Origin of the sequence: Haloferax volcanii DS2 (assembly GCF_000025685.1) — an archaeon.
Lineage (GTDB): Archaea > Halobacteriota > Halobacteria > Halobacteriales > Haloferacaceae > Haloferax > Haloferax volcanii.
This window is the reverse complement of record NC_013967.1, coordinates 311,272-330,595: the sequence shown is the minus strand read 5'-3', so window position 1 is coordinate 330,595 and position 19,324 is coordinate 311,272. Positions and strand designations below refer to the sequence as shown.

The 19,324-nt window shown below is 65.5% G+C and carries 16 protein-coding genes and 3 tRNA genes; 3 read left to right on the top strand and 16 right to left on the bottom strand.

Features of this window, described 5'->3' with window-relative positions; genetic code table 11:
• Positions 1 to 137: 137 nt before the first annotated feature.
• The 7 genes from HVO_RS06450 to HVO_RS06420 form a co-directional block, all read right to left on the bottom strand.
• Positions 138 to 740 (bottom strand): hypothetical protein, encoded by a 603-nt coding sequence (locus tag HVO_RS06450; RefSeq protein WP_004044562.1) that lies wholly within the window; start codon positions 738 to 740, stop codon positions 138 to 140.
• A 277-nt stretch (positions 741 to 1,017) separates the two neighbouring features.
• A tRNA-Ala gene (locus tag HVO_RS06445) sits at positions 1,018 to 1,089 on the bottom strand.
• 254 nt (positions 1,090 to 1,343) lie between these two features.
• A complete protein-coding gene (gene rpsJ, locus HVO_RS06440; protein WP_004044563.1) occupies positions 1,344 to 1,652 on the bottom strand; it encodes a 30S ribosomal protein S10 in 309 nt (102 codons plus the stop codon).
• A gap of 2 nt (positions 1,653 to 1,654) precedes the next feature.
• Complete coding sequence (gene tuf / locus HVO_RS06435) at positions 1,655 to 2,920, bottom strand: translation elongation factor EF-1 subunit alpha (protein WP_004044564.1); 1,266 nt, start codon at positions 2,918 to 2,920, stop codon at positions 1,655 to 1,657.
• 190 nt (positions 2,921 to 3,110) lie between these two features.
• A complete protein-coding gene (locus HVO_RS06430; protein ID WP_004044565.1) occupies positions 3,111 to 4,064 on the bottom strand; it encodes a homoserine dehydrogenase in 954 nt (317 codons plus the stop codon).
• On the bottom strand, positions 4,061 to 4,630 hold the full coding sequence (locus HVO_RS06425; protein ID WP_004044566.1) for a hypothetical protein: 570 nt from the start codon (positions 4,628 to 4,630) through the stop codon (positions 4,061 to 4,063). The genes HVO_RS06430 and HVO_RS06425 overlap by 4 nt, the downstream gene beginning before the upstream one ends.
• A 297-nt stretch (positions 4,631 to 4,927) precedes the next feature.
• A complete protein-coding gene (locus HVO_RS06420) occupies positions 4,928 to 7,111 on the bottom strand; it encodes an elongation factor EF-2 (protein WP_004044567.1) in 2,184 nt (727 codons plus the stop codon).
• Positions 7,112 to 7,301: 190 nt separating this feature from the next.
• On the opposite strand from HVO_RS06420, the gene HVO_RS06415 reads away from it, so the two are divergent.
• A complete protein-coding gene (locus HVO_RS06415; protein ID WP_004044568.1) occupies positions 7,302 to 8,057 on the top strand; it encodes a DUF5781 family protein in 756 nt (251 codons plus the stop codon).
• Positions 8,058 to 8,165: 108 nt separating this feature from the next.
• Here HVO_RS06415 and HVO_RS06410 read toward each other — a convergent pair whose 3' ends face one another.
• The 9 genes from HVO_RS06410 to HVO_RS06370 form a co-directional block, all read right to left on the bottom strand.
• On the bottom strand, positions 8,166 to 8,780 hold the full coding sequence (locus tag HVO_RS06410; protein WP_004044569.1) for a 30S ribosomal protein S7: 615 nt from the start codon (positions 8,778 to 8,780) through the stop codon (positions 8,166 to 8,168).
• Positions 8,781 to 8,782: 2 nt separating this feature from the next.
• Positions 8,783 to 9,211, bottom strand: a complete 429-nt coding sequence (locus HVO_RS06405) for a 30S ribosomal protein S12 (RefSeq protein ID WP_004044570.1) — start codon at positions 9,209 to 9,211, stop codon at positions 8,783 to 8,785.
• 227 nt (positions 9,212 to 9,438) lie between these two features.
• The gene (locus HVO_RS06400) at positions 9,439 to 10,215 is read right to left on the bottom strand and encodes a mechanosensitive ion channel family protein (protein WP_004044571.1); all 777 of its coding nucleotides are present in this window, start codon (positions 10,213 to 10,215) and stop codon (positions 9,439 to 9,441) included.
• A gap of 54 nt (positions 10,216 to 10,269) precedes the next feature.
• Entirely contained in the window at positions 10,270 to 10,689 is a 420-nt protein-coding gene (locus tag HVO_RS06395) for a NusA-like transcription termination signal-binding factor (RefSeq protein WP_004044572.1), read from the bottom strand.
• 2 nt (positions 10,690 to 10,691) lie between these two features.
• Complete coding sequence (gene rpoA2, locus HVO_RS06390) at positions 10,692 to 11,951, bottom strand: DNA-directed RNA polymerase subunit A'' (protein WP_004044573.1); 1,260 nt, start codon at positions 11,949 to 11,951, stop codon at positions 10,692 to 10,694.
• Positions 11,944 to 14,868 (bottom strand): DNA-directed RNA polymerase subunit A', encoded by a 2,925-nt coding sequence (locus HVO_RS06385; protein ID WP_004044574.1) that lies wholly within the window; start codon positions 14,866 to 14,868, stop codon positions 11,944 to 11,946. Before HVO_RS06385 ends, rpoA2 begins: the two co-directional genes overlap by 8 nt.
• 12 nt (positions 14,869 to 14,880) lie before the next feature.
• A complete protein-coding gene (gene rpoB, locus HVO_RS06380) occupies positions 14,881 to 16,710 on the bottom strand; it encodes a DNA-directed RNA polymerase subunit B (protein ID WP_004044575.1) in 1,830 nt (609 codons plus the stop codon).
• 1 nt (position 16,711) lies between these two features.
• Positions 16,712 to 18,277 (bottom strand): DNA-directed RNA polymerase subunit B'', encoded by a 1,566-nt coding sequence (locus tag HVO_RS06375; RefSeq protein ID WP_004044576.1) that lies wholly within the window; start codon positions 18,275 to 18,277, stop codon positions 16,712 to 16,714.
• Positions 18,274 to 18,501 carry a DNA-directed RNA polymerase subunit H gene (locus HVO_RS06370; RefSeq protein ID WP_004044577.1) on the bottom strand — a complete coding sequence of 76 codons (228 nt, stop codon included), beginning with the start codon at positions 18,499 to 18,501 and terminating at the stop codon, positions 18,274 to 18,276. The genes HVO_RS06375 and HVO_RS06370 overlap by 4 nt, the downstream gene beginning before the upstream one ends.
• Before the next feature lie 267 nt (positions 18,502 to 18,768).
• Between HVO_RS06370 and HVO_RS06365 the strand changes: the two genes are divergently transcribed.
• A tRNA-Asp gene (locus HVO_RS06365) sits at positions 18,769 to 18,841 on the top strand.
• Between the two features lie 29 nt (positions 18,842 to 18,870).
• Positions 18,871 to 18,943, top strand: a tRNA-Asp gene (locus HVO_RS06360).
• The last annotated feature ends 381 nt before the right edge of the window (positions 18,944 to 19,324 follow it).

Sequence of the window (19,324 nt, the reverse complement as noted above, 5' to 3'; positions counted from 1 at the left end):
GGCGGGGATACGGAGTATGGCAGTACGCCCCCCCGTGGTCGTACGAGGAGGCCTATTCGCGCGGGGGTGTGCGCGCCCGCGCGAGCGCCGGGGCTGGTCGGCTCGTGGTGCTGGTGCTCGGGAGTAGGTGATGCAGGTCATAGCTGGTCCTCCGGGCGGCCGAAGACGCGCCCGTCGTGTCCGGTGGTCGGTGCCTCGACGATGTCGCCACCGTCGGCGACGAGGTCGGGCGCGTCAGTCCACTCGTGCTCAGGGTCGTCGGTCGTTCCCTCGGAGCACTCGGCGGGCGGGGGGGCCTCTCCGTCGGGCGAGACGGCACCGCAGCGACGGCAGTTCTGGCGCGGGAAATCCTCACCACCGTCGGCGACGAGGTCGGGCTCGGGTTCGGTTGCGTTCGGTGCGACGTGCTCGGCGGTGTCGTGGGCGGTGATGGGGTCGTCGGTGACATCGCGCCCGGCGGCGTCTCCGAAGTGGTTGTGTGACCACTCGGCTTTCCGCAGGACGCACAGATGGGCGCACGGCGAGTCCTCGTCGTCGCGGAACTCGAAGCCCTTGCAGTCGCACCCGCCGACACGAGTACCGCGCTCCTTGCCGTACTCGACGGCGTGCGTCTCGCCACCCGGAAGGGTAACGAGATAGGTCGTCGGACCGGTGCGCTCGACCAGCGCGGCGACAGGGTCGCCTCGCTCCCACGAGGTCGTCGCCTCGTCACGCTCGCGCTTGAAGTCGAGATACTGCACTACGCACCACCCCCGTTGCACTCGGGGCAGATACGGCGAGGGAGTCCACCGCGACTCGTCGTCGTGGTGAGACGGGACCCGCAGGTCGGGCAGAACCGTCTCATCGCTGGCCCCCGAAATCACTCGATTCATCGACAGACAGCGGAGGCCCGACTAACCGAGTCTCGTGAACTCTCGATGGGCGGGGTCTTTCTTGCGACTTCCCGAACGCGAGAAATGGAACTACGAACGCTTTCGCTCCGGTTTTTGGAATCTTCGAAAGCGAGTTAAAATTTGATGGACTCGCGGGGATTTGAACCCCGGGCCTCTTCCTTGCGAAGGAAGCGATCTGCCACTGATCTACGAGCCCTCATTCCCACGGAGTCGTGGGATACACTTATACCCTATGTTTTGTCCGCAGTCGGGCATGCGATAGCAACCCGTTCCGTCGGGCGATTCTGCGGGCGTCTGCTCGCGCGTCGAACGGAAGTGAGATGACACGCGCCTTAGCGCTGAAAGTCAGCTCGGAGGCAGAGTCCTCCGGACGCGCGCCTCGACAACCGCGAGTGTGACGGGCGGGCCGTCACGAACGGGCGGCCCGGGAGAGCCCGGACAGCGCCGTCGTTAGTCTTCGAGGACGATCTCGATGCTGACGTCGTTCGGAACCTGAACGCGCATCAGCTGGCGCAGAGCGCGTTCGTCAGCGTCGAGGTCGATGAGACGCTTGTGGACGCGCATCTCCCAGTGCTCCCACGTCGCCGTCCCCTCGCCGTCAGGCGATTTGCGGGCGGGGACTTCGAGCGTTTTCGTGGGCAGCGGGATCGGCCCGCTGAGGTTGACGCCCGTCTTGTTCGCGATCTCGCGGACGTCGTCGCAGATATCGTCGAGGTCTTCCGGACTCGTGCCGGCGAGCCGAACGCGTGCCTGTTGCATCGTTATCGCTCGTTGACTTCGAGCACTTTGCCGGCCGCGATGGTCTGACCCATGTCACGGACAGCGAAGCTGCCGAGCTCCGGAATCTCGGAGGACGGCTCGATGCTGAGCGGCTTCTGCGGACGGACGGTCACGATGGCAGCGTCGCCGGACTTGATGAAGTCCGGGTTCTCCTCAGCGACCTCACCCGACGCGGGGTCGAGCTTCTGGTCGATGGACTCGATGGTACACGCGACCTGCGCCGTGTGGGCGTGGAAGACCGGCGTGTAGCCAGCGGTGATAACCGAGGGGTGCTGCATGACGACGACCTGCGCCTTGAACGTCTCGGCGACCTTCGGCGGGTCGTCGGCCGGGCCACAGACGTCGCCGCGGCGGATGTCGTCCTTGCCGACGCCACGAACGTTGAAACCAACGTTGTCGCCAGGTCCGGCCTGGTCGACTTCCTCGTGGTGCATCTCGACGGTCTTGACCTCGCCGCCGACGTCAGAGGGCTGGAAGCTCACGTTGTCGCCGGGGTTGAGGGTACCCGTCTCGATACGGCCGACCGGGACCGTACCGATGCCGGAGATGGTGTAGACGTCCTGGATGGGCAGGCGCAGCGGCGCGTCCGTCGGCGGCTGCGGTGCCGGCAGGTTGTTGAGTGCTTCGAGGAGGATGTCGCCGTCGTACCACGACGTGTTGTCGGAGCGCTCGGCGATGTTGTCGCCCTCGAAGGCCGAAATCGGGACGTAGGTCGCGTCGTCGGAGTTGAAGCGGACCTGCTTGAGGAGCTTGTTGACCTGCTCCTTGACGTCCTTGTACTTGTCTTCGCTGTAATCGACGACGTCCATCTTGTTGACCGCGATGATGAGTTCGCCGATGCCCAGCGTGCGGGCGAGGAAGACGTGCTCGCGGGTCTGCGGCGCGACACCGTCGTCGGCGGCGACGACGAGTACCGCGTTGTCAGCCTGCGAAGCACCGGTGATCATGTTCTTGACGAAGTCGCGGTGGCCAGGACAGTCGACGATGGTGAAGTAGAACTCGTCCGTGTCGAACTCCTGGTGGGCGATGTCGATGGTGACACCGCGCTCGCGCTCTTCGGCGAGGTTGTCCATGACGTAGGCGAATTCGAATCCGCCCTTGCCCTTCTCCTCGGCTTCCTCTCGGTGCTGCTCGATGACGTGCTCCGGGACGGAGCCGGTCTCGAACAGGAGTCGGCCGACGAGCGTACTCTTACCGTGGTCGACGTGGCCGATAATGGCCAGGTTCTGGTGGGGTTTGTCGCTCATTGGTGTGGTCACGCGCTAAGGCGCTCTGTGGGGAATGTTTTTGCTGAAACCCCTAAAACGATTTCGATACGCGCTACGGGCCGTCTAACCGCCGTACTGCGATTTGCGGAACCATACCACGGTCGTGGGGCAGGGATTTTAGCCGAGGTCGACAGTCGAAGAAAACGAGAGGTACGAGCCCTCTGTACGCCTATTCGAGCCGAGAAACGTCGGACAAGACGGCCGTCGCCGTCTCGGGACCGCCCGCTCCGCGGCCGCTGATGTTCAGCTGCCCCGCGTGTTTGGTCTCCAACTGGACGATGTTCTGCGTGCCCGTGACCGACAGCGCAGAGCCCTGCGGAATCAGCCGCGGAGCCACGCGAACCCCGTCGGCGGTCGCCTCACCGATGAGTCTGACCGTCCGGCCGTCCTCGGCGGCGAGGTCGAGCGCCGTCCCCGGGACGTTGCGGATTCCCTCAACCGCGGCGTCGTCGAGCGCGTACTCCGTCTCGCCGTCGGAGAGGACGTTCGCGAGGATGACGAACTTCAGCGCGGCGTCGATGCCGTCGACGTCGAAGGTCGGGTCGGCCTCCGCGACGCCGAGGTCCTGGGCTTCCGCGAGGACGTGCTCGTAATCGAGTCCCTCGGCGGCCATCCGCGAGAGGATAAAGTTCGCCGTCCCGTTCAGCACGCCGCGCGCGGCGGTCACGTGCGGCGCGCCGAGGTCCGAGATAGTCGAGAGGATGGGAATCGCGCCGCCGACGGCCGCCTCGAACTGCACCGTCCCTCCGCTTTCGGCTTCGAGCGCGCGCAGGTCGGCGTACCGTTCCGCGACCGGGCCTTTGTTCGCGAGCACCACGTGGCGGTCGTCGGCCAGCGCCCGCTCGACGTGCGAGAAGCCGGGTTCGGCGTCGCCGAGCGTCGTCGGCGTCGCCTCCACTAACACGTCGTAGTCGACGTCGAACACCGCTTCGGGGTCCGCCCCGCCGACCACGCCCTCGCGTTCCTTGCGGTCGTGGACCGCGCTCGGGTCGAGACCGTCCGGGTCGACCACGGAGGACGACGAGTCCGCGAAGGCGACGACCTCGTGCCCGTAGTCGCCCGCGAGGTCGAGCACCGAGCCGCCGACCGCGCCCGCGCCGAGCACGGCGAGTCTGAGGCTCATTGGGACCCCTCCGCGAGCGGTTCGACGACGTGTAGCTCCTTCTCGGCGGCGATGTCACGGACGACTCCGAACGTCTCGTCGACGCGCCCGGAGCGGACCGCGAGTCGGAGCCGGGCGCTCGACGCCTCGTCGGTCCCCTCGCGGGCCGACAGCGACAGGTCCTGAAGCGTCGCGTCCGCCGAGGACTCGATTCGGTGGAGCGTGTCCGAGAGGTCGGAGTCGACGATGTCGCCGACGAGGATAACCATCACCTCTTCGCCGAAGTGCTCCGCGCCGGCGCGGATGACGTTGACGCCGGCGTCGCGGAGCGCCTCGACGATACGCGCGAAGCGGTCGGGCGGGCATTCGAGGTCGACCTCCACGGGGATGTGTCCGCGCGGCGTCAGACTCCCGCGCTCGTGGAAGATGGAAAGCAGATTCCCGCCGTTGTCGGAGATGGGCTTGAGCGCGGCCAAAAGCTGTCCGGGCTCGTCGACGAGTTCGAGCCGAATCGTGTGCGGTTTCGGCATCTCGCCGCTTCCGTCGGCCTCGGCGTCGCTCTCGCCGTCGAGGTCCTGTGCGCTCATCGCCCCACCTCCGTGGGCCGTCCCGACGCTGTTGTCCGCGACGCGCGGTTCGGTCGTGGTTTCGCGTCGTCGCGCCAGGAGTCGAGAGACGTACCCTTACGCATATCTACCCGTGATTCGGCCACGCGGTATAAGCCTTCGCAGCCGACACGGTTTGCCGACGCCGGGAGCGTGCTGGCATGTGTCACAGACGGCCGCAGAGAAGCGAAGCGAACGGTAGATGCGGTGCGGATGGGGCCGACGGACCGGGGCTATCGCTGCCCGGGTGAAAAACGAAAGCGGCGCGAAGGGTCGCGCTTAGATGTAGTCGATAGCCTGCGAGAGTTCGAGCTTCATGCCCTTGCGCTCGCGGATCTCCATAATCTTCTCGCGCTGGAGGTTGTCCGAGAGCACGCGGAAGCCGGCGTTCTCCGTGTTCCAGGAGGCGCGACCTTCCGTCGCGGAGCGCACGTCAGACGAGAAGCCGATCATCTCTTCGACGGGCGCGATGCCCTCGATGACCATGAGGTCACCTTCCTGGTACATGTCGTCGACGCGGCCGCGGCGACCCTGAATCTCGCCGGAGGCCGAGCCCATGTACTCGGACGGAACGTCGATGCGGACGTTCTGGATGGGTTCGAGGAGCTTCACCTGGCCCGCGATGAGCGCGCGGTGGACCGCGTCACGCGTCGCAGGGATAACCTGGGCGGGACCGCGGTGGATGGTGTCCTCGTGGAGTCGCGCGTCGTGGAGGCGTAGGAGCGTTCCCTGAACGGGCTCCGCGGCGAGCGGACCGTCGTCGAGCGCCTCTTCGAGACCCTCGATGACGAGTTCCATCGTCTCGTTGAGGTGCTGGATACCCTTCGTGTCGTCGATGAGGATGTTCGTCCCGTGGATGTGTTCGACGTTCTGGGACGTGTCCTTGTCCATGCCGGCTTCCTGCAGCGCCTCGCGGCGCTCCAGTTCGGGCATGTCCATCGAAATCTCGCCGAGCTTGATGGAGTCGACGATGTCCTGCGAGAGGGGCTCCGCCGTGATGTAGAACTTGTTGTGGCGGTTCGGGGAGACACCTTCGACCTCGTGGGACTCGCCCTGGACCTGCTCGCGGTAGACGACAATCGGCTCACCGGTGCGGACCGGGATGCCCTGGTTGTCGCGGATTCGCTGGGTGATGACTTCGAGGTGGAGCTCGCCCTGACCGGAGATGAGGTGCTCGCCCGTGTCCTCGTTAATCTCGATGCGGATGGTCGGGTCCTCCTTTGCGACCTGCTGGAGCGTCTGGATGAGCTTCGGCAGGTCGTCCATGCGCTCTGCCTCGACGGACTTCGTGATGACAGGCTCGGAGATGTGCTCGATGGACTCGAACGGCGTCATCTCGACGGACGAGACGGTGGAACCCGCGATGGCGTCACGGAGCCCCGTGACGGCCGCGATGTTCCCCGCGGGAACGCCGCGGTCGAGTTCCTCGCGCTCGCCGCCCATGAACACACCGACGGACTGGACGCGGTTCTTGCCCGCGGTCCCGGAGACGTAGAGCTCCTGGCCCTTGCGGATGGTCCCGGAGAACAGGCGACCCGTGGCGATTTCGCCCGCGTGGGGGTCCATCGAGATGTCGGTCGCCATGAAGACGACTTCGCCGTCGTCGTCGACTTCGCGCATCTGGCGCGCGAGGTCGGACTCGGAGTCACCGCGCCAGACCGTCGGGATACGACGGGGCTGGGCGTCGAGCGGGTTGGGGAAGTGCTCCGCGACCATGTCGAGGACGACGTCCGAAAGCGGCGTGCGCTCGTGGAGTTCCTGGCGGTCGCCGCCGCGTTCGAGTTCCATGATGTCGCCGAAGGAGATGCCGGTCTCCTCCATCGACGGCATGGAGACGCCCCACTTGTAGAGGGCGGACCCGAAGGCGACGGTGCCGTCTTCGACGGAGACCGTCCAGTCGTAGTCCTTCTCCTCGGTCATCCCGCGGATAAGCTCGTTGACGTCGGAGATGACGTCGACGAGGCGCTTCTGCATCTCCTCGGGACCTTCCTGCAGTTCGTTGATGAGGCGGTCGACCTTGTTGATGAAAAGCGCCGGCTTGACGCCCTCGCGGAGCGCCTGACGCAGGACCGTCTCGGTCTGCGGCATGGCACCCTCGACGGCGTCGACGACGACGAGCGCGCCGTCGACGGCGCGCATCGCGCGGGTCACGTCGCCACCGAAGTCGACGTGGCCCGGCGTGTCGATGAGGTTGATGAGGTGGTTCTCGCCTTCCCATTCGTGGGTCATCGAGACGTTTGCGGCGTCGATGGTGATGCCGCGTTCCTGTTCGTCTTCCTTCGTGTCCATCGCGAGCTGCTGGCCGGCAGTCTCGTCGGAGATCATGCCCGCACCTGCGAGGAGGTTGTCGGAGAGGGTCGTCTTACCGTGGTCGACGTGAGCGGCGATGGCGATGTTCCGGATCTGCTCCGGCTTGTCCATCAGTTTCTCACATTCCTGGACGATCTTCTTTCGTCGGCCCATTATACAGGGGTCTACCGGCAGGAGGGTCAAAAGAGTAGTGTTTTTGCCGAGCGGATTTCCCATTTTCAGCCGCCCTACTGCCGGGGTATGAGCATTTTTGTCACGATAGGCGCGACTGTCCGCCGGACGCGAATCTCGTCGCCGCGCTCGGCGCAAGAGTCATGTTGGTTGATAACATTCCTCAACTTGAATGGACCTCCGAGTCGTCGGGGGCGCACCGGCAGACCCGTTCTTGAGCGCCGCCGACCTGTTCGAAACCGAGTTCGAGCTTTCGTACCCCGTGTTCGTGCGCGTGCGGGACGACCCCGACTCCCGAACGTGGGCCGGCCACTATCAGGACCACCACGTCCTCAACATCTCCCGGCAGGCCGCCACCAGCGCGATGGCCCGCGAACTTGCGCTCCACGAGCTCTCACACATGGCCCGAAACGAAGAGGGCCACGTCTCGCACTACCAGTCCACGCGCGAGGCGGTCTTTCTCGCGCTCGCGGGGCGCACCGTCGAGCGCCGAAAGCTCGCGCACTGCTATCAAATCGCTAACCACTGCAAGGACATCTACGCCGACGACCTGACGCTGTCTGTCGCGCCCGCTGACAAACTCGTCCAGTTCCTCGAATCGCAACTGGCGGCGGCGCTCGCCGACCGACCGCAGGCGTCCGGCCGCCCCGGCTCCCGACTCGTCACCGCGGGTTCGGACCCCGAAATCACGGCCGTGAACGCCGGGTTCGCCCTCGCGCTCGTGGAGCGACACGACCTCGTCGAGTCCGACCACCGGCTGTACGACCTCGCCCACGCCGCGGGCGACGACGCGCCGTCGGTGTCTCTCGAGACGTTCAAAGAGCACTTCCGAACGCTCGCCGACGACCCCTCGAAAAGCGAGTACCGCCGGACGCTCGTCGACGTGGTGAAACGCTACGTCGTCAACCCGAGGATGGCCGCCGACTGAGCGCCGCGCACCGACCGCGAGCGGACGGGCGAACGGTCCGCGAGCGTGGCGTGCCGGCGGACGGCGTCGCCACTCGGCGCAGTGAAAAAACGAAAGAGAGTGGAGAGATTACCGGGCGGCTTCGGCGACGCGCTCTTTCTCCTCTTTCTGGGAGATAGCGTACGTCTGGACGTCGTAGTCGGCCGCGCCGATGAGCTGCTGTGCGAGCGCCTCGGCGGCGGTGGTCGTCGTCTTGTAGGAGCCGCTGAGCGTGCCCTGCGCGATAAACTTCAGCGCCTCGTCGACGCGGCGCTGCGGGGCGACGTCGACGGCCTGCGGGACCGAGATGCCGCCGTACTTGAGGCGGACGGTCTCCTCGCGGGGACCGGCGTTCTCGACCGCGCGGATGAGCACCTGCACGGGGTTCTCCTCGGTGCGCTCGTTGACGATTTCGAACGCGTCCTTGACGATTTTGCTCGTCTTCTGCTTGTGTCCCGTGTTGTCCTCGGTCTGCATCAGGCGGTTGATGAGCCGCTCGACGATGCTGATTTCGGACTTCTGGAACTGCTTCGAGGCGTGGCGGCCCATCGTGTGGGCGATGGGCGTCGCCTTGATGTACCGGCTCATGCTGGGGTCGGTGTACTCCATCTCGGAGACGTCCCAGACGCCGAACAGAAGCGCGTTCTCCTTTGCTTCCTCGCTGCTCGCCGGGGACTCGGGTTCGGGTGCGTCGCTTTCCGACATGGTTAGCGCACCGGCTTTTCGGCGTTCCCGCGGACGAGTTCGATCATCGAGACGCCGTTGACCTTCTCGACCTTGTAGTTGACACCCGAAAGGTCACCCATCGCGCGACCCTTCGCGCCACCGATACCGGCGATGGTGACTTCGTCGTGCTCGTCGATGAACGAAATCGCGCCGTCACCGGGACAGAAGGCGGTGACCTGCTTTCCGTTCTTGATGAGCTGAACACGGACGCATTTCCGAATCGCCGAGTTCGGCTGCTTTGCTTCGATACCGACCTTCTCGAGGACGATGCCGCGACCCTGCGGGGCACCCTCAAGCGGGTCGGACTTCTTGCCGAGACCGCGCTCACGGCGCGCGTACTCAGAGTCGGACCAGCGGCGCTTCTGCCGGTCCTGCTTGAGCTTGCGCGCGGCGTATTTGCCGTTCGCCATAGTGAACAACAGTTCCGGATGGAGCTACTTAAGCCTCCCTTTTCGAATCCGACGAGACGGCTTCAGGAGCGATTAGCGACCCCTAAGGAGGAATCTGAGGTCGTTTCGTGGATTCGAACGACGGCACCTCCGCGTCGAAGAGGGACTAAACCGCCCGGAGATGGTGTCGTTTCACCCACGCATGCGAACGACCGCCACACCGGGGGGCTTCCGGTCTCGCGGGCGGCTCACTCGCCGTCGCGCCCCCCGACGAGGTCCACGTCGAGGCGGCCGCTGACTTCGCGGCCCGACGCCGGCCCGAGCGTCAGCCCCTCCTCGTCGAACCGTCGCTTGACGCGCCGTCGGTACTGCGAGCGAACATCGACGAGATTTGCGTCCATCGGCGAGCCGACCCAGAACTCCGTCTGGAGCCCGACCGAACTCCCGGCGAACTCGACGATGCGCGCGGTCGGCTCCGGGTCGTCCAGCACGCGGTCGTCCTCCCGCGCCGTCTCGACGAGTTCGCGGAGCGCCAGTTCCGCGTCGTCGGCGTACGCGATATCGACGCGTTCGGTGAGTCGGTAGCGCTCTCGGCCGTACGGGCGGGTGAGGGCGTTCGTCGTCAGCTCCGTGTTCGGCACGGAGATGGTCTCGTTGTTCACCGTCCGCACGCGCGTGACCCGGAAGTCGACCGCCTCGACGACGCCCTCGCCGCCGGGCCACGATATCCAGTCGCCGACGTTGAAGTCCGGGTCGGCAACGAGAAAGAGCCCGCTGATGAGCGCGCCGATGACGACGGCGTGCGCGTAGGTCTCCGTCGCCGACTGCAACGTCGGGTTGTTCCGGTTCCGGGCGCTGACGAGTCGCGTCACGCCGGGGACCAACAGCAGCCGGCCGACGAGATAGACCACGACCGCCGCGACGGCGAACCCCGCGGTCGCGCTCGCGAGCTCCTCGTAGTCCGCAAACTGCGTCGGGTCGAGTTGCCCGGCGGCGACCCCGACCGACGGTCGTATCGACGACATGCGTAGCTCGCCGTTCGGTGGGGACAAAAACGTGTGGTCGAGTCGGCCGCCGCGTTACGTCAACTGGATGTCGTCGATGTCGTAGTGGCGACGCGCCAACTCGCGGGCGGTGTCGATGGTCTTCCCGCTCGCGCCGATGGCGACGCCGCGGTCGGCTTCGGCGACCTCGACGTACGCGACGGTGTCGTTCTGCCGCGAGAGCGTTACGTGTCGGACGGCCGCCGGCGCGAGCGCGCTCGCGACGAACGCCTCGGGCGTGTCGGCGTCCTCGACCAGTTCGACCGTCCGGCCGAGTTGGCGTTCGACCGACTGGACGGTCCGTCCGCCCGGACCGATGGCCGTCGCCATGTCGCCCGCGGCGACGAGGAAGACGACCCGGTCGTCGAAGACGAGACAGTCGTGGGCGGTCGCCTCTGTCTCCTCCTCGAAGAGGGCGATGAAGCGCCGGGCCGTATCCGACAGCGTAACTTTCATCGTCAGTCGTCGGACGGTTCGGGTGCCGCGTTGGCGTCCGCGTCCTCGACGTCGAGCGAACCCATGCGGAGGTCCACGTCGCCGGTGCCGATAGCGATCGGCTTGCCGACGATGACGTTCTCGATGACGCCGTCGAGGTCGTCTTCCTCGCCGTGGATGGCGGCGTCGAGCAGGTGGTTGACCGTGACCTCGAACGCGGCGCGGGCGAGGACGGAGTCCTTCGACCCGGAGATACCGTGACGGCCGATGGACTCGATGGTCCCGTCGTTCGTCATGATGTCCGCGACGAGCATCAGGTGGCGGATGTTCACGTCGTCGAGACCCTGCTCGCGCAGCGTGTTCATCGTCTCGTCGATGATGGCCTCGCGGGCGGCCTCGATGCCGAGCTGCTTGTGCACCTCGTGGATGTTGTTCGAGGTGGTCCGGGAGGCGTCGACGCCCTCGATGGCGAGCGCGTCGCCGAACGCCGAGCCCTCGGTGTAGAGGACGAACTCCTCTTCGTCGGTGTCCTCGTTGTTCTCCTTCCGGATGACGACGCGGGAGACCTCCTCGATGCCCTTGAACACGATGTCGCGCAGCTCCTCGACGAGTTGGAGGAGCCGGCGGTAGCTCGGGCTCTCGGGGCCGAACTCGATAAGCGTCCCCTCGCGGCGGGTCTTGATGCCGAGCGCGTCCTCGATGGTTTCGGCGATCTCGCTCGCGACGACGCCCTCGTCGTCGTACGTCGGCCAGCGTTCGAGGAGCGTCTCGTCGTTGAGGTTGACCTGCACGACCATGTCGGCGACGTTCGTCGAGATATCGCCGAGCGCCAGAATCTTCGTGGACTCGATGTTCCAGACGACCTGGTGGGCGAGTTCGCGGTTGTTCGCGTACTCGTCTTCGAGGTACACCGTCATCATCGGCGTGTCGGGGGTCTTCCGCGCGTCCACCAGCTCGATGAGCCGCGGCAGCCCCTGCGTGACGTCGATTTCGGCGACGCCCGCGTAGTGGAACGTGTTCATCGTCATCTGCGTCCCCGGCTCACCGATGGACTGCGCCGACACCGTCCCGACGGGGTCGAGCGGGTCGACGCGGGTGTCGAGGTAGCGCGCCTCGACGGCCTGCGCGATTTCGCCGGCCTGGTCGAGGGTGACGCCCTCGCGCTCTTCGATGGTCTGGTAGATGCGGTCCTTCAGGCGTCGAGACAGCTCTTTGGACTCGACGACGTCGACGATGGCGTCGTCGACGAACTCGTAGTCGGCGGTTGCGTCGGTATCAGTCATCGGATTCGACCCCCGCACGGGCGTCGACACGCGGTTCGGCGTGCTCGGAGAGGTTGGTCGGCGGTGCGCGCTCGCCGAGGAAGCGTTCCTTCTCCTCGTCGGAGCTGAACTCCGAGGTGAGGATGCGGTCGGCGATGTTCTCGACGTCGATAGGCGTCTCGTCGTCGGACGAGACCTTCACGGGGCTCGTGCCGTCCTCACCGAACTCGAACTGGACGATGGTCCCCGACGTGTCGCGGACGGAGCCGTCGTACTGCGCTTCGAGCTCGGACAGCGCGTTGATGAGCCGACGCTGCAAGTACCCGGACTTCGAGGTCCGGACTGCCGTGTCGACCAGCCCTTCGCGACCACCCATCGCGTGGAAGAAGAACTCACGCGGGGTGAGGCCGGCGCGGTAGGAGTTCTCGACGAAGCCGTGGGCCTCGGCCGAGAGGTCGCCCTTCTGGTAGTGGCTCAGGGTTCGGCCCTCGTAGCCGCGGTTGATGCGCTCGCCCCGAACCGCCTGCTGGCCGACACAGCCGGCCATCTGGGTCAGGTTGAGCATGGACGCACGCGCGCCGGACTTCGACATCACGACCGCGGGGTTGTCCTCCTCGAAGTGGTCCTCCGCGATTTCGCCGGCGGAGTCGCGCGCCTTGCCGAGGCGCTGCATGATCTTCATCTCCAGCGTCTCGTCGACGGAGCGACCCGGCAGCGATTCGAGCTCGCCCGCCTCGTAGATTTCGATGAGCTCCTGAATCTTGTCGTAGGCGGCGTCGATGGCCTCGTCGACCTGCGCCGTCGCCTCGTCCGGGATGGACTCGTCGTCGATACCGATAGACAGCCCGAAGTGCATGATGGCGCGCATCGCCAGCGAGGCAATCTCGTTGATGAAGATGCGCGAGCGCGTCTTCGAGTAGTCCTTGGCGAGGGCGTCGACGATTTCGCCGCCGAACGCGCCGACGGCGTCCTCGTCGATGGTGCCCTGCACGAGCTGGCCGTCCTCGATGGAGACCGTGTCGCCGACCTTCGAGGTGAACTCCATGTTCAGGTCGTCCGGCAGGAGTTCGGAGAAGATCTGCTGGCCGGTCCAGTAGGGCTGACCGCCCTCGTTTTCGCCCGCGGGCTCTGGGAGCGTGTCCACGCGCGTCGCGCGAAGCAGGTCGAGCGCCTGCGTCTCGACGAACTCGGGGTTGTCGTGCGTCAGCAGGTAGGTTCCCGAGATGTGGTCCTGAATCGCGCCGATGATGTTCTCACCGAAGCGCGGCGAGAGAATCTGCTCTTGGACGCGCATGAGAACGCGCGCCTCGGCACGGGCCTCCTCGTTCTGGAGGGCGTGCATGTTCATCTCGTCGCCGTCGAAGTCGGCGTTGTACGGCGGACAGACGACCGTGTTCAGGCGGAACGTCTTGTACGGCATCACGACGACTTCGTGCGCCATGATGGACATCCGGTGCAGCGACGGCTGTCGGTTGAAGATGACGATGTCGCCGTCGACGAGGTGGCGGTTGACCTCCCAGCCGAGTTCGACCTTCTCCGCGAGTTCCTCGCAGTTCTTCTCTGTCACCTTCAGGCGGCGGCCGTCCGGTCGGCGGACGTAGTTCGCGCCGGGGTGGCTCTCGGGGCCGTTACGGACGTACTGCCGAGCCTCGTCGACGTTGCGCTCGGTGACGTTCATCGTCTGGGTCATCTCGGACGCGACGCGGTCCGGGACGCCGACCTCGTTGAGCGAGAGCGTCGGGTCCGGCGAGATGACGGTACGCGCCGAGAAGTTGACGCGCTTCCCGGACAGGGAGCCGCGGAAGCGACCCTCCTTGCCCTTCAGGCGCTGGCTGAGCGTCTTCAGCGGGCGGCCGGAGCGGTGACGCGCCGGCGGCGTGCCCGAAATCTCGTTGTCGATGAACGTGGTGACGTGGTACTGGAGCAGTTCCCACAGGTCCTCGATAATCAGCTGCGGCGCACCCGCCTCGCGGTTCTCCATGAACCGCTGGTTGATACGGATGATGTCCACGAGCTTGTGGGTCAGGTCGTCCTCCGAGCGCTGGCCGTTGTCCAGCGTGATGGAGGGACGCGCCGTGACCGGCGGGACGGGGAGGACGGTCAGAATCATCCACTCGGGGCGCGACCGGTCGGGGTCGATGCCGAGCGTGACGAGGTCCTCGTCCGGGACGTCCTCGAACCAGTCGCGGATGTCCGAGGGCATCAGCTTGTTCATGTCCTCCTCGGTGAGGTCGAGGTCGAGCGCCTTCTCGAGCGCCTTGCGGTCGTCGCCGACCGGGCGGAACTCGCCGGCGAGCACCTGATTGACGCGCTCGGCGTCGAGACCGGTCTCGTTGGCGAGGGTGACGGGGTCGACGCCCTCGTCGTCCTCGTCGTCGGGGTCGGGCTGCATCGCTTCGGCGATGCGCTCGGAGTAGTCCCCGGCGAGCACGTTCTGGACCTCGTAGTAGGTCGTCGGCTTCTCGTGTTTGATGTCGTGCTGCGGCGAGCCGCAGTGGGGACAGCGGTTGGCCTTGCGGGCCTGCCGGACCGCCGACTTCATCACGTCGCTCCAGTCGTCGCCGAGTTCCTTCGTGCGACCGAGCTTGTCGCGGTACTCGTCTGCTTCCTCGTCCGTCAGCGAGAGGCGACCGCACTCCCGACACGTCGAGCGGAGCAGGCGACGGATGAGCTTCGTGAAGCCGACGTGGATGACGGGCGCGGCCAGTTCGATGTGGCCGAAGTGCCCGTTACACGACCCGGAGTGCTGGCCGCAGGTGCGGCATTGCAGCCCGGGGTCGATGACGCCCAGCCGCGGGTCCATGAGACCCATGTCGATTGGGTAGCCGTCGTCGTCGTAGGTGTCCGCGGTGATGACCTTCGTCGCGGACATGTCTCGGTACGTCTCCGGGTCCATCAACCCGAACTGGATGCTGCCGATTTCTTTGGGTGTCTGCATTGACATGAGTGGTTAGACCGCGTCCTTCAGTTCGATTCGCGGGCGGACGCCGAGCGCGACCATCTCGTCGAGAAGCAGCTTGAACGCGTAGCTGATCTCGATTTCGTGGATGTTGTCCTCGTCGCCGGTGACCGGGTCGTAGATGCGGCGCTGGTCGCGGTCCTCGACGGCGACCATGCCGGTGTCGGCGGAGATGTAGACCTTCTCCTTGTCGGAGGAGTCGAGCAGGCGCTCCTGAAGCACCATCGCGGCCCCGTGGCCGATGACGGTGTCGCGCTCCATCTCCCCGAGACGGAGGCCACCCTCGCGGGCGCGACCCTCCGTCGGCTGGCGGGTGAGCACCTGCACGGGACCGCGCGAGCGGGCGTGCAGCTTGTTGCTCACCATGTGGTACAGCTTGTGGTAGAAGATGATGCCGACGAAGATTTCGGCCTCGATCTTCTCGCCGGTGACGCCGGAGTACATGACCTCCTTGCCGGAGGACATGAAGCCGCGCTCTTCGAGCGCCGAGCGGAGTTCCTCTTCGTTTTCGCCCTGGAAGGCGGTGCCGTCGACGCGGCGACCTTCGAGCGCACCGACCTTACCGCCGAGCATCTCCAGCACGTGGCCGACCGTCATGCGCGACGGCAGGGCGTGCGGGTTGAGCACGAGGTCGGGCACGACGCCGTCGGCGGTGAAGGGCATGTCCTCCTGGGGAGCCAGGTGGCCCACGACGCCCTTCTGTCCGTGCCGGGACGCGAACTTGTCGCCGAGTTCCGGAACGCGCTGGTCGCGGACGGACACCTTGGCGAGCTTCGAACCGTCTTCGCCCTCCATGAGCGTGACCGTGTCCACGACGCCGGATTCGCCCGAGCGCATCGTGACGGAGGTCTCGCGGCGCTTCTGCGGCGAGAGTCCCGCCATGTCGTCGGGTTCTTCGAGGAACCGCGGCGGCGAGGTCTTGCCGAGCAGCACGGAGTTCTCGTCGACGACCGTCTCGGGGTTGACGAGGCCGTCCTCGTCGAGGTGCGAGTACGCGTCTTCGCCGCGCGCGCCGCGCACGTCCTGCGACGGAATCTCGAAGCGGTCTTCCTGACCGCCGGGGTAGCGGCGCTCTTCGCCCTCGTAGGTGCGGAAGAAGTGCGAGCGGGCGAGGGCACGTTCGACCGAGCCCTTGTTCATGACGAGCGCGTCCTCGATGTTGAAGCCCTCGTAGGACATGACGGCCACGACGAAGTTCTGGGCCGCGGGTCGCTCGTCGAACCCGATTTGCTCCGTGGTCTGCGTTTTGACCATCGAGAGCTGCGGGTAGTGCATGAGGTGCTGGCGGGTGTCCGGGCGGATGCGGTAGTTCGCCGCGGGCAGCCCCAGCGACTGCTTCATCATCCCTGCCCCCATCGTAATGCGGGGCGAGGCGTTGTGTTCCGGGTACGGAATCATCCCGGCACCGATGCCGAAGATGAGCTGCGGGTCGATTTCGAGGTGCGTGTGGTCCTCGTTGAGTTCGTCCTCGTCGACCGCGACGTAGATGTCCTCTTCCTCCTCGGCGTCGATGAACTCGACGAGCCCGCGCTCGACGAGGTCGTCGAAGTCGAGTTCGTCGTTGTCGAGCGCCTCGACGTGGTCGTCGTCGAGGAGCGGCTCGCCGTCTTCGACGACGATGAGCGGACGGCGGGCGCGGCCCGCGTCGGCGTTGATGATGACTTCGCGGGTGCGCTCTTTGACGGAGACGTTCACCATCTGGCTCACGTCGCCGCGGCGGCGCGCCTCTCGAATCTGTGCCGCGAGTTGGTTGGGGTCCGGGTGGGTCCCGACGAGACTACCGTTGACGTATACTTTCGCTTCTCGCTGTGCCTGAGCCATGTTAGTCGTCCGCGGGTGCGGCGTCGACGCTGTCGATGCCGGGGATACCCTCGACACCCATCGACGCGAGTTCTCGTTTCAGCGACTGTTCGTCTTCGACGTTCTGGGAGAGCTCCATCGCCTGCGCGAAGTTCTTCACCAGCCCGCAGTTCGGTCCCTCGGGGGTCTCGGAGGGACAGATGCGACCCCACTGGGTCGCGTGCAGGTCGCGCGCCTCGAAGTGCGGCTGCGACCGCGACAGCGGACTGCGAAGGCGACGCAGATGCGACAGCACACCCATGTAGTCGGTGCGGTCGACGAGCTGGGAGACGCCGGAGCGGCCGCCGACCCAGTTGCCCGTCGCGATGGGGTGTTCGAGCCGCTCGGTGAGCACGTCGGACCGGACGACGGTGTTGACCGTCAGGTTCCGGTTCCGCATGTTAGCGCGTTCGAGCTGGTACTTCACGTCGCGCGCCAGCTTGTTGAGCGCCGTCCGGAAGAGGTCCTTCATGAGGTCGCCGGAGACCTTCAGGCGCTTGTTGGCGTAGTGGTCCTTGTCGTCGGAGTCGCGGCGCTGGAGCGCGAGTTCGAAACACGCCTCGGCCATGCGACAGAGGTAGTACGCCTTGTTCATGCGCACTTCCTCTTCTTCCGCGCCCTCCTCGTGGAGGTGCGGAAGCAGGTAGCGGTCGATGACGTAGTTGGCGCGCTTGAGCTGGTAGTTCTTGCCCTGGCCGCCGGCGACGCGCTTGCCGAGCGCCTCGATGGCCTGCTCTTGGGTCTGCACCTCGGCCTCCTCGAGGTTCTCGAGCATGAACTTCACAATCTCCGGGTCGTCGGAGACGCGGTGGACGATTTCCTCGTCGGATTCGAGACCGAGCGCGCGGACGAGCGTCACGAAGTTGACGCTCCCCGAAACCGAGGGGAACGAGACTTCGAGGAGCCCCTCGCGGTTGCGTTCACAGAGCACGAGCGCGCGGTAGCCGCGGCGCTGGCTGAACGTCTTCGCGACCTGAATCTCGTCGCCGTACTTCGTGTCGTACTCGGCGAGAATCTTGTTCGGCGCCAGGTCCTCCGAGGTCATGAGCACGCGCTCGGAGCCGTTGACGATGAAGTAGCCGCCGGGGTCGACGGGGTCCTCGCCGATTTCGACGAGGTCCTCGTCGGAGAGCTCCGCGATGTTGCACTTCGAGGAGCCGACCATGATGGGCATCCGGCCGACCTTCGTCTCGGCGGTGTCGACGACGACCTCCTCTTCTTCCTCGCCGCCGCGGACGATGGACATCTCCATGAACACGGGGGCGGAGTAGGTGATGTTGCGCAGGCGCGCTTCCTGCGGGAAGAGCAGTTCCTCGGAGCCGTCGGCCTCGCGGACGCGGGGCGTCTCCACGCGGACGCCACCGAGCTCGACGTAGACGGGTTCCTCGCCCTCCTTGTCGCCGATGTCCGTTTCGATGGTCGCCTTCTCTTCGACGACGTCCATCATGCCGCGTTCGAGGAACGCGTTAAACGAGCGGAAGTGGTGTTCAGCGAGCCGTTCTTCGGAGAAGTACTTGCGAGAGACCTCGCGTCGCGCTTGTCGGTTCATTCAATCACCAGTCGGTATACGACTGCTTTGTCTGTCGTTCGAGAGTTCCGAACGATCTTGATGACGTCGCCGGGCTCTGCGTCCTCGGGGAGCGCCGGGTCCTTCAGCTTGATCTTCGGGAGATTCGTCTTCTCGACGTTGTACTCCTGTAACACGTCCTCGACGGCCTCGTCGTCGAGTTTCGTGTGTTCCGGAACCAGTTTGTGTTGGCTTACGTCTACCATGTATGGTGCTGCTGGGTGCTGGAAGAAGCTGTCACGGGATACTACGGCTGATTTTGGGACGCACCCATTTAACCCTTGCCAACTGCGTCGAAGAGAGGCGACGCTATCGGCAGTCACGCACCGGAGATGCGCGAATCGTCACACGTTGGCATGGGGTGTCACGATATAAATGTCTTCGGGGCGAGAATCGCGGTACCGCGGGCCAAGGGCAGCCCAGATGGTAAGTCTTATCTATAAACCTCGGCTACGGATGAGTGCAGACGGAGGGCCCGGGTGGTGTAGTGGCCCATCATACGACCCTGTCACGGTCGTGACGCGGGTTCAAATCCCGCCTCGGGCGCTCTCCGTACCGCAAACTCACTTCAGTAAGCCCGGGTGGTGTAGTGGCCCATCATACGACCCTGTCACGGTCGTGACGCGGGTTCAAATCCCGCCTCGGGCGTACTTTTCGATGAATTACTCGCTGAGCGCCGAGTCTCGTCTCGGCGCGGCCGTAATTCTCGTGAATACCCCAAAAGGGATTGAACCCGACGACGAGCGAGAGAAACGAGCGACGTCGGCACGGTTCAAATCCCGCCTCGGGCGCTTTTCCGAACGTTACAAGCCAAGCGACGCGTCTTGTCGCGTCGCGGCCCCTACGTGCTGTAACCGCCAGACGGAGGGATTTGAATCAGGGAGCGACGCGAACGGAGTGAGCAAAGCGACCGAGGTTCAAATCCCGTCACACCCGCTCGTTCACGTCGTTCACTCACGGGAGTTCCTGAGTTCACCTCACGCTGTTCGGTGAACTCCCGCCTCGGGCGTACGTTTCGACGAATTACCC

What these genes read in the sequence shown, in the direction of transcription:
- rpoA2 (WP_004044573.1), bottom strand. Translation starts at nt 11,951, where the DNA reads ATGACTGATACCGACGCAACCGCCGACTACGAGTTCGTCGACGACGCC.
- HVO_RS06430 (WP_004044565.1), bottom strand. Translation starts at nt 4,064, where the DNA reads ATGAGCCTCAGACTCGCCGTGCTCGGCGCGGGCGCGGTCGGCGGCTCG.
- HVO_RS06370 (WP_004044577.1), bottom strand. Translation starts at nt 18,501, where the DNA reads ATGGTAGACGTAAGCCAACACAAACTGGTTCCGGAACACACGAAACTC.
- HVO_RS06410 (WP_004044569.1), bottom strand. Translation starts at nt 8,780, where the DNA reads ATGTCGGAAAGCGACGCACCCGAACCCGAGTCCCCGGCGAGCAGCGAG.
- HVO_RS06375 (WP_004044576.1), bottom strand. Translation starts at nt 18,277, where the DNA reads ATGAACCGACAAGCGCGACGCGAGGTCTCTCGCAAGTACTTCTCCGAA.
- HVO_RS06420 (WP_004044567.1), bottom strand. Translation starts at nt 7,111, where the DNA reads ATGGGCCGACGAAAGAAGATCGTCCAGGAATGTGAGAAACTGATGGAC.
- HVO_RS06415 (WP_004044568.1), top strand. Translation starts at nt 7,302, where the DNA reads ATGGACCTCCGAGTCGTCGGGGGCGCACCGGCAGACCCGTTCTTGAGC.
- rpsJ (WP_004044563.1), bottom strand. Translation starts at nt 1,652, where the DNA reads ATGCAACAGGCACGCGTTCGGCTCGCCGGCACGAGTCCGGAAGACCTC.
- tuf (WP_004044564.1), bottom strand. Translation starts at nt 2,920, where the DNA reads ATGAGCGACAAACCCCACCAGAACCTGGCCATTATCGGCCACGTCGAC.
- HVO_RS06400 (WP_004044571.1), bottom strand. Translation starts at nt 10,215, where the DNA reads ATGTCGTCGATACGACCGTCGGTCGGGGTCGCCGCCGGGCAACTCGAC.
- HVO_RS06405 (WP_004044570.1), bottom strand. Translation starts at nt 9,211, where the DNA reads ATGGCGAACGGCAAATACGCCGCGCGCAAGCTCAAGCAGGACCGGCAG.
- HVO_RS06395 (WP_004044572.1), bottom strand. Translation starts at nt 10,689, where the DNA reads ATGAAAGTTACGCTGTCGGATACGGCCCGGCGCTTCATCGCCCTCTTC.
- HVO_RS06425 (WP_004044566.1), bottom strand. Translation starts at nt 4,630, where the DNA reads ATGAGCGCACAGGACCTCGACGGCGAGAGCGACGCCGAGGCCGACGGA.
- rpoB (WP_004044575.1), bottom strand. Translation starts at nt 16,710, where the DNA reads ATGGCTCAGGCACAGCGAGAAGCGAAAGTATACGTCAACGGTAGTCTC.
- HVO_RS06385 (WP_004044574.1), bottom strand. Translation starts at nt 14,868, where the DNA reads ATGCAGACACCCAAAGAAATCGGCAGCATCCAGTTCGGGTTGATGGAC.